14 protein-coding genes and 1 tRNA gene are annotated in these 15,058 nt (G+C 72.7%); 7 read left to right on the top strand and 8 right to left on the bottom strand.

The window, feature by feature from the left end:
- Positions 1 to 381: 381 nt before the first annotated feature.
- The 5 genes from nuoK (at position 382) to htpX (ending at position 7,309) form a co-directional block, all read left to right on the top strand.
- Positions 382 to 780 carry an NADH-quinone oxidoreductase subunit NuoK gene (nuoK, locus tag ACIP4O_RS28290; RefSeq protein WP_401578738.1) on the top strand — a complete coding sequence of 133 codons (399 nt, stop codon included), beginning with the start codon at positions 382 to 384 and terminating at the stop codon, positions 778 to 780.
- Entirely contained in the window at positions 777 to 2,813 is a 2,037-nt protein-coding gene (locus ACIP4O_RS28285) for an NADH-quinone oxidoreductase subunit L (RefSeq protein ID WP_401578736.1), read from the top strand. The genes nuoK and ACIP4O_RS28285 overlap by 4 nt, the downstream gene beginning before the upstream one ends.
- Before the next feature lie 3 nt (positions 2,814 to 2,816).
- On the top strand, positions 2,817 to 4,709 hold the full coding sequence (locus ACIP4O_RS28280; RefSeq protein ID WP_401578734.1) for a NuoM family protein: 1,893 nt from the start codon (positions 2,817 to 2,819) through the stop codon (positions 4,707 to 4,709).
- Entirely contained in the window at positions 4,706 to 6,268 is a 1,563-nt protein-coding gene (locus ACIP4O_RS28275; protein WP_401578732.1) for an NADH-quinone oxidoreductase subunit N, read from the top strand. Before ACIP4O_RS28280 ends, ACIP4O_RS28275 begins: the two co-directional genes overlap by 4 nt.
- Before the next feature lie 168 nt (positions 6,269 to 6,436).
- Positions 6,437 to 7,309 carry a zinc metalloprotease HtpX gene (htpX, locus tag ACIP4O_RS28270; RefSeq protein WP_401578730.1) on the top strand — a complete coding sequence of 291 codons (873 nt, stop codon included), beginning with the start codon at positions 6,437 to 6,439 and terminating at the stop codon, positions 7,307 to 7,309.
- Positions 7,310 to 7,401: 92 nt separating this feature from the next.
- Here htpX and ACIP4O_RS28265 read toward each other — a convergent pair whose 3' ends face one another.
- Positions 7,402 to 7,827 carry a YccF domain-containing protein gene (locus tag ACIP4O_RS28265; RefSeq protein ID WP_401578728.1) on the bottom strand — a complete coding sequence of 142 codons (426 nt, stop codon included), beginning with the start codon at positions 7,825 to 7,827 and terminating at the stop codon, positions 7,402 to 7,404.
- Between the two features lie 244 nt (positions 7,828 to 8,071).
- Here ACIP4O_RS28265 and ACIP4O_RS28260 point away from each other — a divergent pair, with 244 nt between their 5' ends.
- On the top strand, positions 8,072 to 8,338 hold the full coding sequence (locus ACIP4O_RS28260) for a GlsB/YeaQ/YmgE family stress response membrane protein (protein WP_007823195.1): 267 nt from the start codon (positions 8,072 to 8,074) through the stop codon (positions 8,336 to 8,338).
- A 105-nt stretch (positions 8,339 to 8,443) separates the two neighbouring features.
- Here ACIP4O_RS28260 and ACIP4O_RS28255 read toward each other — a convergent pair whose 3' ends face one another.
- On the bottom strand, positions 8,444 to 8,932 hold the full coding sequence (locus tag ACIP4O_RS28255) for a YajQ family cyclic di-GMP-binding protein (RefSeq protein ID WP_007823194.1): 489 nt from the start codon (positions 8,930 to 8,932) through the stop codon (positions 8,444 to 8,446).
- A gap of 201 nt (positions 8,933 to 9,133) precedes the next feature.
- Between ACIP4O_RS28255 and ACIP4O_RS28250 the strand changes: the two genes are divergently transcribed.
- Positions 9,134 to 9,215 (top strand) — tRNA-Tyr (locus tag ACIP4O_RS28250).
- 167 nt (positions 9,216 to 9,382) lie between these two features.
- Here the strand turns inward: ACIP4O_RS28250 and ACIP4O_RS28245 are convergent.
- The 6 genes from ACIP4O_RS28245 to ACIP4O_RS28220 form a co-directional block, all read right to left on the bottom strand.
- Entirely contained in the window at positions 9,383 to 10,759 is a 1,377-nt protein-coding gene (locus ACIP4O_RS28245) for a tyrosine-type recombinase/integrase (RefSeq protein WP_401578726.1), read from the bottom strand.
- Positions 10,760 to 10,826: 67 nt separating this feature from the next.
- Entirely contained in the window at positions 10,827 to 11,021 is a 195-nt protein-coding gene (locus ACIP4O_RS28240) for a helix-turn-helix transcriptional regulator (protein WP_401578725.1), read from the bottom strand.
- A gap of 456 nt (positions 11,022 to 11,477) precedes the next feature.
- Positions 11,478 to 12,953, bottom strand: coding sequence for an ATP-binding protein (locus ACIP4O_RS28235; protein ID WP_401578723.1), 1,476 nt, complete (start codon positions 12,951 to 12,953; stop codon positions 11,478 to 11,480).
- A 3-nt stretch (positions 12,954 to 12,956) separates the two neighbouring features.
- Positions 12,957 to 13,784, bottom strand: coding sequence for a bifunctional DNA primase/polymerase (locus ACIP4O_RS28230; protein WP_401578721.1), 828 nt, complete (start codon positions 13,782 to 13,784; stop codon positions 12,957 to 12,959).
- On the bottom strand, positions 13,781 to 14,500 hold the full coding sequence (locus tag ACIP4O_RS28225) for a DNA methylase (RefSeq protein WP_401578719.1): 720 nt from the start codon (positions 14,498 to 14,500) through the stop codon (positions 13,781 to 13,783). The genes ACIP4O_RS28230 and ACIP4O_RS28225 overlap by 4 nt, the downstream gene beginning before the upstream one ends.
- Before the next feature lie 94 nt (positions 14,501 to 14,594).
- Complete coding sequence (locus ACIP4O_RS28220; protein WP_401578717.1) at positions 14,595 to 15,056, bottom strand: hypothetical protein; 462 nt, start codon at positions 15,054 to 15,056, stop codon at positions 14,595 to 14,597.
- Positions 15,057 to 15,058: the final 2 nt, after the last annotated feature.

The raw sequence follows: 15,058 nt of genomic DNA, 5'->3' as shown, positions 1-15,058 counted from the left end.
CACCCCTCGGTCCGCGAGCCCGGCCACCCCGCAGGCCCCAGACCCAGCCACCCCGCAGGACCCGGGCTCGGCCGTTCCTCGGTCCGCGAGCCCGGCCAGCCCGCAGACTTCGGACCCGGCCAGCCCGCAGACTTCGGACCCGGCCGTCCCCCAGGCCTCCGACCCGACCACCCCTCGGTCCGCGAGCCCGGCCACCCCGCAGGCCCCAGACCCAGCCACCCCGCAGGACCCGGGCTCGGCCGTTCCTCGGTCCGCGAGCCCGGCCACCCCGCAGGCTTCGGACCCGGCCACCCCCCAGGCCCCGGACCCAGCCACCCCCCAGGCCCCGCGTCGCCCAGCGCCCCCGCGCCCAGCGCCCCCGCACCCGGAGGACCCGCGCTGATGCATCTCGTCTATCCGGCCGTGCTGTCGGCCCTCCTCTTCTGCACCGGGATCTACGGGGTGCTCGCGCGGCGCAACGCGATCCTCGTGCTCATGTCCGTCGAGCTGATGCTCAACGCCGTCAATCTCGACCTCGTCGCCTTCGACGTCTGGTTGCGCGACACCCTCCACGCGGGCCAGGCGCTCACCCTCTTCACCATCGCGATCGCCGCCGCCGAGATCGGGATCGGTCTCGCCGTCGTCCTCGCCGTGTACCGCGCCAGGGGCACGATCGCCGTCGACGCCCTGCGCGACACCGCCGAGCCCCCGTACGGCCCCGAGGACCCCGAGGCCCCCGAAGGCCCCGGCAGCACGGACCCGGCCGCCCCCGGCACGCGCACCCCCGGAGCAGCCGCGTGAACACCACGACCCTCGCTGTCCTCGTCCCCCTCCTGCCGTTCCTCGGCGGGATCGCCGGGCTGCTCATCGGGCGCGGCGCCGCGGGGCTCGTACGGCCCCTCGCCGTGCTCCCCGCCGCCGCGAGCGCCGTGCTCGCCGTCCTCGTCACCGTCCGCCAGGGCGGCGACGCCGCGATCGACGCCGCCACCCGGCTCACCCCGACCGGCGCCGCCCCCGTCGACCTCGCACTCCACCTCGACGGCTTCGCCGTCCTCGTCGCGGTCCTCGTCACCGTCGTCTCGACGTGCGTCCAGCTCTACTCCACCGGCTACCTCCGCGAGGACCCCCGCTACTCCTCCTACGCCGCGCTCGTCTCGCTCTTCACCTCCGCGATGCTCCTCGTCGTCTACTCCGGCGACCTCATGGTGCTGCTCGTCGGCTGGGAGGTCATGGGCATCTGCTCGTACTTCCTCATCGGGCACTACTGGGAGACCCCCGAGGCCCGCTCCGCCTCGCTCAAGGCCTTCCTCGTCACCAAGCTCGGCGACGTCCCCTTCCTCTTCGGCCTCTTCGCGCTCGCCGCCGACACGGGCTCCTTCCGCATCACCGAGGTCCTGCACGCCGTCACCCACGGCGGGCTCGACCACCCCACGCTCATCGCCCTGCTCCTGCTGTGCGGGGTCGTCGGCAAGTCCGCGCAGTTCCCGCTGCACACATGGCTCCCCGACGCGATGGCCGGGCCCACCCCCGTCTCCGCGCTCATCCACGCGGCCACGATGGTCGCGGCGGGCGTCTACCTCGTCGCGCGCCTCCTGCCCGTCTTCACCTCCTCCGCCGCCGCGCTCGTCGTCCTCGCCGTCCTCGCCGCCGTGACGATGGTCGGCTCCGGGCTCGCCGCGCTCGCCCAGGACGACATCAAGCGCGTCCTCGCCTACTCGACCGCCGGTCAGCTCGGCTACATGACCGGCGCCCTCGCCGTCGGCGACCGGGGTGCCGCCGTCTTCCACCTCCTCTCGCACGGCGCCTTCAAGGCGCTCCTCTTCCTCGCGGCGGGCGTCGTCATCCACGCCGCGGGGACGAACTCGCTCGCCGCCATGTCCCGGATGCCGGGCCTGCGCCGCGCCGTCCCCGACGCCTACTGGACGATGACCGTCGCGCTCCTCGCGCTCGCCGCGATCCCCCCGTTCACCGGCTTCTTCTCCAAGGAAGCCGTCCTCGGCGCCGCCGAGCACGCCGCCACCGGGCACGCCCACGGCATCCCCACCGCCGCCGGCTGGCTCGTCCTCGTCGCCGGACTCGCCACCGCCCTCCTCACCGGCGCCTACGCGACGCGCCTCTGGCTCCTCCTCGGCGCCCGCCAGGCACCCGAGATCCCCGCGCGCACCGCCGAGCAGACCCCCGCGGCCGAGGCCGCCACCCACGACCACCCCACGACCCCCCGCGTCATGAACGCCGTCCTCTGGCTCCTCGCGATCCCCACCTTCCTCTTCGGCCTCACCGCCTGGGCCCTCCCCGACTGGTTCGACGGCCGCGACCTCGCACCGACCCTCACCACCTCCGTGCTCGGCACCGGCGTCGCCCTCGTCGGCGCCGTCCTGACCTACGGCGCCTGGCGCCACACCAAGGCGCTCGCCGCGCGCCACCCGCTCGGCGCCGTCGCGGCGGGACCCGAGGGCGACGCGGGCCGCACCGAGGCCCAGGCCATCGCGAGCCGCCCCGCCGCCTACGGCGCCCCCGGCGGCACCGAGGACCCGGCTGACCCTGGCCGCCTCCTCCTCGGCGGCCTCCACCGCCACGCGGCCACGGGCTTCCACCTCGACCGCCTGTACAGCGCCCTCGCGGTCACCCCCGTCCGGGCCGGCGCCACGCTCGTCCGCTTCCTGGACACGGCCGTCGTCGACACCTACGTCCGCGCCGCCGCCGCACTCCCCAGACTGCTGGGCGCCGCCGCACGCCGCGCCCAGACCGGCAACATCCAGACGTACCTGGGCGCGCTGATCGCCGCGGCCGCCCTCCTGACCTGCGCGGTCGTCCTCTACGCGGCGGGAGCCTGAACCGTGGCCCACCTCCTCGGCGCCCTCGCGCCGCACGCACTCCAGGCAGGGGCGAGCGCCCCCGGTATCGCCGGGACCCCGCCCGCCCCGGCGGGCACGAGCCACCTGAGCGGTGCGCCCGCGGACCTGGCGAGCGGTGCCCTCGTCGGCCTTGGCGACACCGCCCAGTCCGTCCTGCTCCTGATCGTCGTCCTCGGCCCCCTCCTCGGCGCCCTCGCGGCCCTGCTCCCCGCCCCGCCCGGACTGCGCGGCCGCGACCCCGAGCAGGCCGTACTCCGCCACGGCGTCACCGTCAGCGCCGCGATCCTCGCCGCCGCGCTGCTCCTCGCCCTCGGCTTCGACCGCGACCAGGCCGCCCACATCCAGGCGAGCACGGACGTGAGCTGGATCGCCGCGTACGACATCCGCTTCCACCTCGGCGTCGACGGCATCTCGCTCCCCCTCCTCGTCCTCACGGCCCTCCTCACCTTCCTCTGCGCCCTGCACAGCTACTTCCGGCCGCCCAAGGGCGGCACTCCCCGCGCCTTCGTGGCGCTCCTGCTGCTGCTCGAAGGCGGCGCGCTCGCCGCCTTCGCCGTGCTCGACCTCGTGCTCTTCTTCGTCGCCTTCGAGACCGTCCTGATCCCGATGTACTTCCTCATCGCCCGCTGGGGCGGCGCCAAGCGGGAGCAGGCCGCCTGGAAGTTCATCCTCTTCACCCTGGTCGGCTCCGCCGTCATGCTCCTCGGGCTGCTCCTGATCGGCCTGAGGGCGGGCACCTTCGACATGGTGGCACTCGCCACTGACAACGGCTCAGGTCTCAGCAAGTCCGTGCAGGTCACGGCCGTTCTGGCGATCGGTCTCGGCCTCGCGGTCAAGTCCCCGATGTGGCCGCTGCACAGCTGGCTGCCCGCCGCGCACACCGCCGCACCCACGGCGGGCTCGGTCATGCTCGCCGGGGTCCTGCTGAAGATGGGCACGTACGGCTTCGTGCGCGTCGCGATCCCCGTCGCGCCCGAGGGCATGAAGGTCTTCGCGCCCTGGCTCGCGGTCCTCGCGGCCGCCGGCATCCTGTGGGGCTCGCTCGCGTGCCTCCAGCTCGTACGGCGCGGCTCCGGCGGCGACCTCAAGCGCCTCGTCGCGTACTCGTCGGTGGGCCACATGGGCTTCGTCCTGCTCGGGATCGCGAGCATGACCCCGCAGGGCCTCAACGGCGCGCTCTTCGCGAACATCGCCCACGGCCTCATCACCGGGCTGCTGTTCTTCCTCGTCGGCGGCGTCAAGGACCGCGCGGGCACGTCCGTCCTCGACCGCCTCAGCGGCTCCGCCGGAGCGGCGCTCTACGGTCGCGCCCCGCGCTACGCCGTCCTCCTCGCCTTCGCCGCCGTCGCCTCGCTCGGCCTCCCGGGCCTCGCGGGCTTCTGGGGCGAGATGCTGACCATGTACGGGGCCTTCGACCCGGCGAGCGGCCTGAACCGTGCCACGTACCTCACGTGCATGGCCGTCGCCGGCCTCGGCACGCTCCTCACCGCCGCGTACCTCCTCCTCGTCGTCCGCCGCCTGTGCATGGGCCCGGCGCCGATCGGCACGCTTCCCCAGGACGAGGGGGACGCCCGGACGTCAACCGGGGGAGCCGCTCCCCGGGAGGATTCGACCCTTCCGGGGAATTCCCCCGTAGGGGAGAACCCCGAGGCCGAGGAGCCCGCCCCCCTCCTCCTCGACGCCCCGCCGACCCCGGCTGCCCCCTACGAGCCGCCCGCCCTCGCCGAGCGTCCCTTCCCCGAGCTGAGCGCCCCCGAGGCGGTCGCCTGGACGCCGCTCGTCGCCCTCACCGTCCTCGCCGGGCTCTGGCCCGCGCTCCTCATCGGCCTCAGCGACCCGGCCGTCCACAAGCTGCTCACCGGAGGCGCGGCATGACCACCCTCGTGCAGTCCGTCGACTGGCTCGCCGTCGCCCCGCCCGCGCTCACCGCCCTCGTCGCGCTCGCCGTCCTCGTCGCGGACCTCTTCACGCCCGAGGCCCGCAAACCCCTCCTCGGTATCGGCGCCGTCGCGGGCCTCGCCCTCGCCCTCCTGAGCCTCCTCCCGCTCCTCGACGGCGACCGCGCCACGTTCTGCGTCGCCAAGAGCGGGTGCGGCTACGAGGCCGACCACTTCGCCCTCACCGTCCAGCTCCTCGTCCTCGGCGGCGCGCTCCTCACCGCGCTCCTCTCCTTCACCGCCGTGCGCGAGCAGCGCCTCCCGGCGGGCGAGTACTGGTTCCTGCTCCTCTCCTCCGCCGCCGGAGCCGCCCTCCTCCCCGCCGCGCGCGACCTCGCGACGCTGATCGTCGCCCTGGAGGTCGCGACGCTCCCGTCCTTCGCGCTCGTCGGCCTGCGCCACGGCGAGCGCCGCTCCGCCGAAGCGGCCCTCAAGTTCTTCCTCTCCTCCGTCACCGCGACCGCCGTGACCCTCCTCGGCACGGCCTTCGTCTACGCGAGCACGGGCAGCGTCCACCTCGACGCGATCGCGGCTGCCCTCGGCGACGTCGACCCCCAGCTCCGTACCCTCGCCCGCGTGGGCGTCGTCCTCACGCTCGTCGGCTTCGCCTTCAAGACCGCCGCCGTCCCCTTCCACTTCTGGGTCCCCGACACCTACACGGGCGCTCCGCTCCCGGTCGCCGCCTACCTCTCCGTCGTCGGCAAGGCGGTCGGCTTCTCGGGCCTCGCGCTCGTCACCGTGCGCGCCTTCCCCTCGTACGGGAACGTCTGGGGCCCCGCCCTCGCCGTCCTCGCCGCGCTCACGATGACGATCGGCAACACGGCGGCCCTGCGCCAGGACCCCACACGCCCCTTCAGCGCCGTGCGCCTCCTCGCGTGGTCCTCGGTCGGCCAGGCCGGCTACCTCCTCGTCCCGCTCGCCTCGGCCGCGTACACGGACCGCCCGGCGCACGCGATCGGCGCGACCCTCGCCTACGCGCTCATGTACGCGGCGGTCAACCTCGGCTCCTTCGCCGCCGTGGCGCTCCTCGCCCGCGGCCGCCTCGCCGACTTCCAGGGCCTGTACGCGCGCAACCCCGCGCTCGCCCTGCTCCTCGCCTTCTTCCTGCTGTGCCTGGCCGGGCTCCCGCCGGGCCTCGCGGGCCTCTTCGCGAAGCTCGCCGTCTTCGAGGCCGCGATCGACGCGGGCCTCGGCTGGCTCGCGGTCGTCACGGCCGTCAACGTCGCGATCGCCCTCGTCTACTACCTCCGCTGGACCGCGTCCCTCTTCCGTACGACACCGGAACCGGCCACGGACGCGGGGGACCTCCCGGCCGCCGGAGGCAGCACCCTCACGGCCGTACGGGAGGAGGCACCCGTGCGGGAAGCGGCCCCCGCCCTCGCGACCGGCCGCCCCCTCGCCCTCGTCACCGCGCTGACCGTCTGCGGCCTTCTCGCCCTCGTCCTCTCGGCGGCCCCGCAGCTGATCCTCCGCCTCGCGGACGTCAATCTCTTCTGAGCCTCCTCACCCGTACGGAGGACGGCCGTGCCCCCGCCGACCGGGGAACCTGAGCCGCTCGCCTGGCGTTGACCAGTAACGAAGGGTCCACTTGACCCAGGTCCACCGGGCGCCGGCCACCTGCCGCGCCAGGAAGGGTTCCCTGCCGCACGACTTGGAGGGCGTACCGTGCACCGCCGGCACAATGGCTTGAAGACCGCTGTACTCCTCGGGGGCCTCTCCGCGCTCATCCTCGTCATCGGCTCCTTCTTCGGCCGGACGGGGCTGATCGTCGCGCTCCTCGTCGCGATCGGCACGAACGCCTACGCGTACTGGAACAGCGACAAGCTCGCGCTGCGCGCCATGCGCGCCAGGCCGGTCAGCGAGTTCGAGGCCCCAGGCCTCTACCGGATCGTGCGCGAGCTCTCCACCGAGGCCCGCCAGCCCATGCCGCGCCTGTACATCTCGCCCACCGAGGCCCCCAACGCCTTCGCCACCGGCCGCAACCCGCGCAACGCCGCCGTGTGCTGCACCGACGGCATCCTGCGCATCCTCGACGAGCGCGAGCTGCGCGGGGTCCTCGGCCACGAGCTGAGCCACGTCTACAACCGGGACATCCTCATCTCCTCGGTCGCGGGCGCCCTCGCCTCCGTGATCATGTTCCTGGTCAACTTCGCGTGGCTGATTCCGATCGGCCGCTCGGACGACGACGAGGGCCCCGGGCTCATCGGGCTGCTCCTGACGATGCTCCTCGGCCCGCTCGCCGCCTCGCTCATCCAGCTCGCCATCAGCCGCTCCCGCGAGTACCAGGCGGACGCCTCCGGAGCCCAGCTCACCGGCGACCCGCTCGCCCTCGCCTCCGCCCTCCGCAAGCTCGACGCGGGCACGAAGCAGCTCCCGCTGCCCTCCGAGCCACGCATCGAGACGGCGAGCCACATGATGATCGCCAACCCCTTCCGGCCCGGCCAGGGGCTGACGAGCATGTTCTCCACGCACCCGCCGATGGCGGAGCGCATCCAGCGCCTGGAGCGGATGGCGGGCGGCGGCCAGCAGCGCCCCTGACGGCCGGCACGGACGGCCGCACCCCCGAGGGCCATCACAGACCGGCCGGACCCCCGACGGCCGCCGCCCGGCCGCCACCCGGCCGCCGCGCGTCACCAGCTCCGCGACGCCTCGCCCGGGCGCGCCGCGAAGGGCTGGTCGCTCGGGACGACCTCGCGCCCGAGCGGCATGAGCGAGATCGGGATGAGCTTGAGGTTCGCCCAGCCGAAGGGGATGCCGATGATCGAGACGAAGAGCGGGATGCTCGTCAGCAGGTGACCGAGCGCGAGCCACCAGCCGGCGAAGACCACCCAGATCACGTTGCCGACGAAGGAGGGCGCCCCCGCGTCCGGGCGCTCGACGGTGGTACGCCCGAAGGGCCACAGCACGTAGCCCGCGATGCGGAAGGAAGCGACCCCGAACGGGATCGTGATAATGAGAATGCAGCAGATGACGCCCGCGAGCAGATAGCCGAGGGCCATCCAGATGCCGCAGAAGATCAGCCACAGCAGGTTGAGCACGAGGTTGAGCAGTTTCACGAGGTCGCCTTTCGTCTGTGACGCGTCCGCGCCGCATCCCTGTCCGGTCCCGAGGTCGTCCCCCCACCTCTACCAACGGTGAGGACGCCGCCAAGCCCCGCGCGCCTGCTTTGTTGCGCGATCGGGAAGCGGACGCGCGGCCGGTGACACGACCGTGACACCGCCGCGTCAACCTCGCAGGTGATCACGTACGTCCCTATGGGTAGAGCCCCCCGAAAGCAAAACGATCAGGAGTGGGACGCACATGGGCATCATCAGCTGGATCATCCTCGGCCTCCTGGCGGGAGCGGTCGCGAAGATCCTCCTCCCGGGCCGCGACCCGGGCGGTCTCGTCGGCACGACCCTCATCGGCATCGTCGGCGCCTTCCTCGGTGGCTGGATCTCGTCCCGCTTCCTGGACCACCCGATCTCGAAGGACTTCTACGACCTGCCCACGTGGATCTCGGCCGTCGGCGGCTCCCTCGTACTCCTCATCGGCTACCGGCTGATCTTCGGCAACTCGCGGGACTGAGCGGGGGCCGGTACGGGGAGGGCCGGTATGGGCGCGGGTGGTACGGGTGAGGGGCGGCGCACCCGCGGTGCGCCGCCCCTCACCCGTACCACCCGCGCCCGTCGCCTACCGGTAGTTGACGAACTGGAGCGCGAAGTCGAAGTCCTTGCCCTTCAGCAGCGCGATGACGGACTGGAGGTCGTCGCGGCTCTTCGAGGAGACCCGCAGCTCATCGCCCTGGACCTGGGCCTTGATGCCCTTGGGGCCCTCGTCGCGGATGATCTTCGCGACCTTCTTGGCGTTGTCCTGCGAGATGCCTTCCTCGACGGAGGCGAAGAGCTTGTACTCCTTGCCGGAGATCTGCGGCTCACCCGCGTCCAGCGACTTCAGCGAGATGCCCCGCTTCACCAGCTTGGACTGGAAGACGTCCAGGATCGCCTTCACGCGCTCCTCGGAGTTCGCCTCCATGAGGATCTTCTCGCCCGACCACGCGATGGACGCACCCACGCCCTTGAAGTCGTAGCGCTGCGAGATCTCCTTGGCGGCCTGGTTGAGGGCGTTGTCGACCTCCTGCCGCTCGACCTTCGAGACGATGTCGAAACTGGAGTCGGCCATGTTCCTGTGGCTCCTTGGCTCGGATTGCACGTATGACAGAGGGCAGCGACCCCCAGCGGGCCGCAGCCCCAAAGCCTAGCCACCCCACCCCCCGCCCGCCCCGGACAACCGGGTGGCGAAGCACCCCCCACCATCAGGTATTGTTTTCCCCGTTGGAAGGACACCCCCGGCCCCGCGCCGGACGCCCGACCAACAATCCCAGGCGGTGTGCCCGAGCGGCCAAAGGGAGCAGACTGTAAATCTGCCGGCTCAGCCTTCCCAGGTTCGAATCCTGGCGCCGCCACACGGACGAGAAACCCTCTCCGATCAGCCCGAAAGAGCTGGTCGGAGGGGGTTTCTTCGTTGTCGGGGCGGGGGCTGTGCGGCGTGAGGGTTGTCTCAGCGCGTCTCGCGTGCGTCCCGCCCACGGTCGGCGCGTGTCCCCCAGGCGTCCCCCGGGGGACGGCCGCCCTACTCGGGCTGGTCCCATCGCCGGTAGCCCTCGGCTATCCGCTCGTTGGCTTCCTGCTGGGTGCGGTCCAGGACCTTGGCGTACGTACGGAAGAGGACTGCGACGCTGTGGCCGGCGCGGCGGGCGCACTCCATCGGGTCCACGCCGGAGCTGAGCCAGAAGGACACCCCGGCGTGCCGCAGGTCGTACGGGCGCCGCGCGAGCGGGGAGGCGGCCTCTTCGGGCGTAAGGGCGGTCGCGCGGGCCCGTTCCCAGACCTCCCCGTACCCGGTGTCCTGCACGACGCCGCCCCGCCCCGTACGGAAGAGCCGTCCGTCCGGCGCCGTGCCGAACCGGTCGATGTGCTCGCGGAGCTGCCGGACGAAGGCGGGCGGGATCGGGACGGGCCGCGTCTCGCGCTCGGCCCGCGCCTTCAGATGCCGCTCCTCGTACGACTTGCCGTCGTCGGTCCACTGGCTCCCCGTGTGCACGATGCCCTTCCGGAGCATCAACGTTCCCCACCCGGACTCGGGAAGTCGGCACTGCGCGCGGCGGAGCCCAGTGGCCTCGGCGGGGCGCATGGCGGCGTAGTACAGGCACCCGAAGAAGGCTTCGAGTCGTTCCCCTCGCGCGCCCTGCTCGCGGACGGCGGCGAGGAGCGCGCGGACCTGTCGGGGGTTCGCCACGCTCTCCGGGTCCACCTGCTCGGCGGTCTTCGGGGCGCTCCACTTCACGGTGGTGAGCGGGTTCACCGGGACGGTGAACGCCTGCCGTTCCACCGCCATGCCGAGCACATCGCTCAGGCAAGCCCGCTTGCGCAGCGCGGTCTTAGCGGCGGCCGGGCGCCCGTCGAGCTTCCGCGAGAGCGCGTCGAGCGCGCGCCGTACGGTCTCGGGCGACTCCAGCACGGAGAGGGGCACCGTGTGCGTCTCGATCCAGCGCAGGGCCGCCGCGACGTCCGTCGGCGGTTCCTGCTCCCAGCGCTGCACGTTGTACGCCCACCCGTAGAGCGCGCGGCGCATGAGGCGCTTCTCGGGAGCCCCCGCGGTCGTGCTGAGCAGTGCGGGTGTGATGGTGGCGAGCGCGTCGGCGTAGTTCTTCCGCGACTTCGCTGGCGCGTCGTCCCACTTGCGGGCGACGTAGTCGCGCGTGTGCTGATACCAGGTGACGGATGCGCGGGCGGCGCGGAGTTCGGACGCCGGGAGACCGGTCTCCTCGTCGAACTGCTCGCCCTTCCTGACCGCCTCCCTCAGTTCCGAGATGCGGCCCTCGGCCTGCACCTTGAGCGTGTAGCTCTTGCCGTGCTTCCGGCTCCCGACCCGCCAGCGCGCGCGGTACGGCTTGGGACGGTCCTTGCGCACTTCGATGCTGTAGAAGCGCACGTCGTACGTCTGCATGGTGCTCCATGACGAGGGCCCCGCCGGTTCGAACCGGCGGGGCCCTCGGGGTTGTGGGCGGGTGAGGTCAGGCGGCGTGCTGCTGCTCCTCGCCGGCGTTGAGCCAGGCGTCGAGGTCCGCGCGGCGGCAGCGGAGCTGGCCGTTGGGGAGCTTGACGAGGCGCGGGGCCTGGCCCTTGGCGCGGAGGCGGTAGAAGGCGGCGCGACTGAGGTTGATCTCGGTGAGGAGTTCGGGGAGCTTGAGCATCTGCGGGCGGGGCATGGGCGCGGGCTCCTGTCCGGGGTGGGCGGGGTGGGTGCCGGGCGTGCGGGGCTGTCCTAGGTGGGGATTTCTGCGTCATGTGCGTCATCAGCGTCATGCGGGTCGCTGACCTGCGCTTTCGTGTGACGCAGGGGTGAGGCGTGCGTCATCGCCGCGTCATGGTGTGCGTCATCTCCATGACGCAGATGACGCAGGATGACGCAGGGGGTGCCGTCTGCGTCATGGTCCGAACCGCAGGTCGGAGCCGGTTTGCGGGTGCGCGTGACGCAGATGACGCAGCGTTTCCCCTCTTAGGACAAAGCAGGGGGTGTCTGTAGGCGTCGCACGCTCGCGTGGGGAGAGAAGTAGGGGGCCGCTTCGCGGCGCATCCTTGGGGCGGCGTTCCGCCGAACAGCAAGAAGAGCACGCGGGCGCGTTGCCCCCCTGGTGCTCTTCTTGCTTGTTCGGTGGCGAGGGTCAGAACGCCGGGTTCTGCTCGTGCGGGGTGGTGGCGGACCGCCGGGCCATTTCGAGGTAGCGGCCCTCGCTGGTCCGGCCCGAGTCGATGAGAACACCCCGGGCGGCGAGGGTCGGTTGCAGGCGCTTGAGGCGGTCTGAGAGGACTTTGCCGGTCGTCGGCCAGCCCTTTGGAAGGGGGCGCAGCTCCTCGCCGCTGTAGAGGCGGCTGAGGAGGTGCAGCCACTCGGTGGACGTCATCCGCTGTTCGGTGCCCGGGGGGATGCTCTCGGCGTGCTTGAGGACGGTCTGTGCGAGCAAGTCCCCTTCGATCACGTCGTCGTTGAGGTCGTCCAGGCTTGCCCGGTAGGCGGGCAGCGCGCCGAGTCCGGTCGCGGTGTCGAGCTGTGCGCACAGGTGGGCGAAGTCGGCCATACGCAGGTCGGTCGGCGTCTGCGCGCGTACGGCGCGGACCTTGACGGTGAGGTCGAGGAGCGAGCCGAGGATGGCAGGCAGCACCCGCTCGTACTCCGTCCACAGCTCCGCCTCGGTGCGACGGACGCGCGGCCGTTCGAGGCGGAGGGGGAGGAGGCGTTCCGCGAGGTCGGGGCGGATGACGCCGACGTCTATGCCGGTGAGGAGGAGGGGGCGGCGGTAGCGGGCGCGGAAGACGTCCCCGTCCGTGAACAGGGCGCGCTTGACGTTCTCGGCGCCGGTGACGATGCAGCACATGGCGTCGGACAGGTCCGGCGTCATGTGGGACAGGTTGTCCAGCGCGGTGACCCACCCCGCCGAGACGGCGGCGATCAGGTTCTCCTCGTCCTTGGGGGCGCGGCGCAGGTCGCCGCTCATGCCCTCCAGGATGCGTACGAGCATCCGTCCGCCCGTGGACTTGCCGGCGCCCTGCGGTCCCGTGAGGAACGGCGCGGGGACGGGCACAGAGGGCGCGAGGCAGCCGATGAGCCAGGCGACGGCCAGGCACTCCGTCTCGGCGGTGGCGAAGTTGCACAGCCGCAAGAGGTGGTCGATGCCCTGCTCGTTGGTGTCCTTGTCCGGGAGCGGGAGTTCCCCGGTGAGCTGGGTCCGGCGCCAGCACACCTCGCGCGGGTCGGGGACGGAGATCTCCCAACCGGTGGGGTGGATGCGGACGGACTGGCCGTCGTCGCGGCCGAGGTCGAGCCAGGTCGCCCCGTCGAGGCCGGGGGCGACGCGGATGTGCACCGGCTGCACAGCCTCGGTGAGCGCGAGCGCTTCGATCAGGTCGAGGGCCTCCTTCATGGCCGTGCCGTTGAAGACGCCGAGTCCGTCGCGGAAGAGGCCCACCATGAGTTCCTGCCGGTGGCTGCCGGTGGTGCCCTGGGAGCGGATCGGGCGGGCCACGGGGTGGCCGTTGCGCTGGGCGTAGACGGTGCCGTCGGCGGTGCGGAAGTAACGGAAGTGGGATTGCGCGTAGTCGGTGATGACCTCGCGCGCCGGGGTCTTCTCCTCCTCGGACACGCCTCACACCCCCAGCCGCGTAAGGGCGTTGGCCCACGCGTCGGAGCAGTGCCGCAGGGTCTCGCCCTTGGCCTGCGCGGCGGCGAACAGCCGGTTGACGTGGGTGTCGGTGAGGCAGCCGCACCGGCCGTGCGTGCTGAGCACGGCGAGGAACACCCGGTACACGGTGGCGTGCACGGCGCTGTCGGCAGCGGTGATGCGCTCCTCCGCCATCGCGAGGCCGCGTTCGAGGTAGGCGGGAGTGCGGTGCGAGCACTCGCCCGTCATGGTGGAGGCGGTGAGGCCGGACGGGGCGGGACGGGCCGGGGCGGGCGCCTTCACGATGAGCGCGCGGACCTCGGCGGGCAGCGCCGCCATGGCACCTTCTCCGGGGCCGAGCCAGCGGGCGTATGCCATGCGGGACTTGACGTCCACGCCGGGCCGCACGGCGTTCGCGGACTGCATCGTGCCCCGGTAGATCCAGTGCTCGCCCCGGGTGGTGGGGACGGTGCGGGTGGGCGGGAGTGTGGCGCGGGCCCACGTGATGGCCGCGTCGTTGTCGAGGTCCACGACGGTGAGGCCCGCGCCGCCGGGGTGGTAGGCGACGGCGGCGGCCCGCTCCCAGTACGGGGCCCACGCGGTGGCGTGGCGGTGGGTGTCGGTGGTGGCGGCGGCCCAGCCGTGGCACGGCAGCGGGCACGCGCACCGGCCCGGGGTCTTCATGTTCGGCCGGCCGCCGCACTGGTTGCGGGCGCAGGCCGGGCAGTTGCCAAACGGGACCTTCCCGGCCCGCAGGGGCAGGACGGGCAGACCGCCGGACGCGAGCCGCAGGGCGAGGGCGGCGGTGTTCACGCGGCCACCTCCGCCCCGGTGAGTGCGGTGAGGAGGTGCGTGCCGATCCAGTGGGTGTAGGCGGGCGGGATGGCTTCGGTCAGTTCCTCGCGTTCGTCGGTCCAGGTGATGCCCATGGCGTGCTGCATCTCGGGGACGGTGGCCTTGCCGCCGCCGTTGCCGTAGGGGCCGTCGCGGTAGACGCCGTGCCGCCACCCCCGCACCGGCCCCCGGTGCCGAGGGTGGGTGGGCTGCGGGGCACTCCACCCGCCCAGTTCGAAAACGCGGTGGCGGATCACGCCGAGGCCGAACATCTCCCCGCACAGGCGCACGTCGGCGCGGACGGGGGCCTTGCCGGTGGGCTGTTCCAGCACCCATGGCAGGCCCGTGCGGTCCAGCAGGACCCGCAGTTCGGGGATGAGCTGGACATGCGGGCGTCCCCAACCCCGGGAGGTGTTGGTGCCCACGGTGAGCGCGCACCCGGCCTGGCAGGGCGGGGAGGCGTGCACCGCGTCGAATCCGGCGATCTCCCCGCTGTCGAGCAGGCGGGTGAGGAAGGCGAGCGCGTCGGCGCGGTGCCAGGTGTACGGGTAGTTGGGGCGGTCGGCGACGTCCACCCCGGTCACGTCAAATCCGGCACGGGCGTAGCCGGTGGCGGCCCCGCCGGCGCAGCAGAACAGATCGAGCAGACGCGGACGCCGTACACCCTCTCGCGGGAAGGGGATCAGGTCGGGCATTCTGGAACCTCCAACAGGTCCGTTCACGGTCGGGTTGGACGAGGGCGGCCCCGGACTTTGGCGAGAAGGGGGCCGCCCTCGCTTGTGTGGGTGGTTACGCGGCCTTGCAGGTGCTCGCCCACTGGGCGTACTGCTGGCGCACGTAGCCGCGCGGGTCGTGGCCAGCGACGGGCGGGGCGTTGTCCATGTCCGCGAGGTGGGCGGCGGCGTCCTCGGCGGCCTGCGCGTCGCGCGGGTCCGCGCCGGAGGCGAGCGCGATGCGGTTGAGGACGGCCGCCTTGCGGAGGTAGTAGTCCCGGTCGAGGGCGGTGAAGCACTTCGCGTCGGCGGCCGTGGCGGTCACGGCGGCGAGTGCGTCGAGGATGGCGGGGGCACCCTCGTACGCCTCCTCCGGGGTCGGCCGCCCGATGGGCCGGTGCTCGGCGCTCACGTAGAGGCGGGCGCGGCCGTCGCGGGCCGGGTACTGCCGCGCGGGGCCGGTGCGGAAGCAGGTGCCCAGCTCGCGCACGACGCGTTCGCTCTCGGCGGGGTCGCAGATGATCCGGATCTCGAACACGG

The sequence above is a fragment of the Streptomyces sp. NPDC088923 genome (assembly GCF_044749745.1).
Taxonomy (GTDB): domain Bacteria; phylum Actinomycetota; class Actinomycetes; order Streptomycetales; family Streptomycetaceae; genus Streptomyces.
This window is presented reverse-complemented; position numbering and strand designations above follow the sequence as displayed.

Excerpts from the sequence above, each read along its gene's own strand:
- ACIP4O_RS28275 (WP_401578732.1), top strand. The coding sequence starts at position 4,706 with ATGACCACCCTCGTGCAGTCCGTCGACTGGCTCGCCGTCGCCCCGCCC.
- ACIP4O_RS28225 (WP_401578719.1), bottom strand. The coding sequence starts at position 14,500 with ATGCCCGACCTGATCCCCTTCCCGCGAGAGGGTGTACGGCGTCCGCGT.
- ACIP4O_RS28240 (WP_401578725.1), bottom strand. The coding sequence starts at position 11,021 with ATGCCCCGCCCGCAGATGCTCAAGCTCCCCGAACTCCTCACCGAGATC.
- nuoK (WP_401578738.1), top strand. The coding sequence starts at position 382 with ATGCATCTCGTCTATCCGGCCGTGCTGTCGGCCCTCCTCTTCTGCACC.
- ACIP4O_RS28260 (WP_007823195.1), top strand. The coding sequence starts at position 8,072 with ATGGGCATCATCAGCTGGATCATCCTCGGCCTCCTGGCGGGAGCGGTC.
- ACIP4O_RS28245 (WP_401578726.1), bottom strand. The coding sequence starts at position 10,759 with ATGCAGACGTACGACGTGCGCTTCTACAGCATCGAAGTGCGCAAGGAC.
- ACIP4O_RS28255 (WP_007823194.1), bottom strand. The coding sequence starts at position 8,932 with ATGGCCGACTCCAGTTTCGACATCGTCTCGAAGGTCGAGCGGCAGGAG.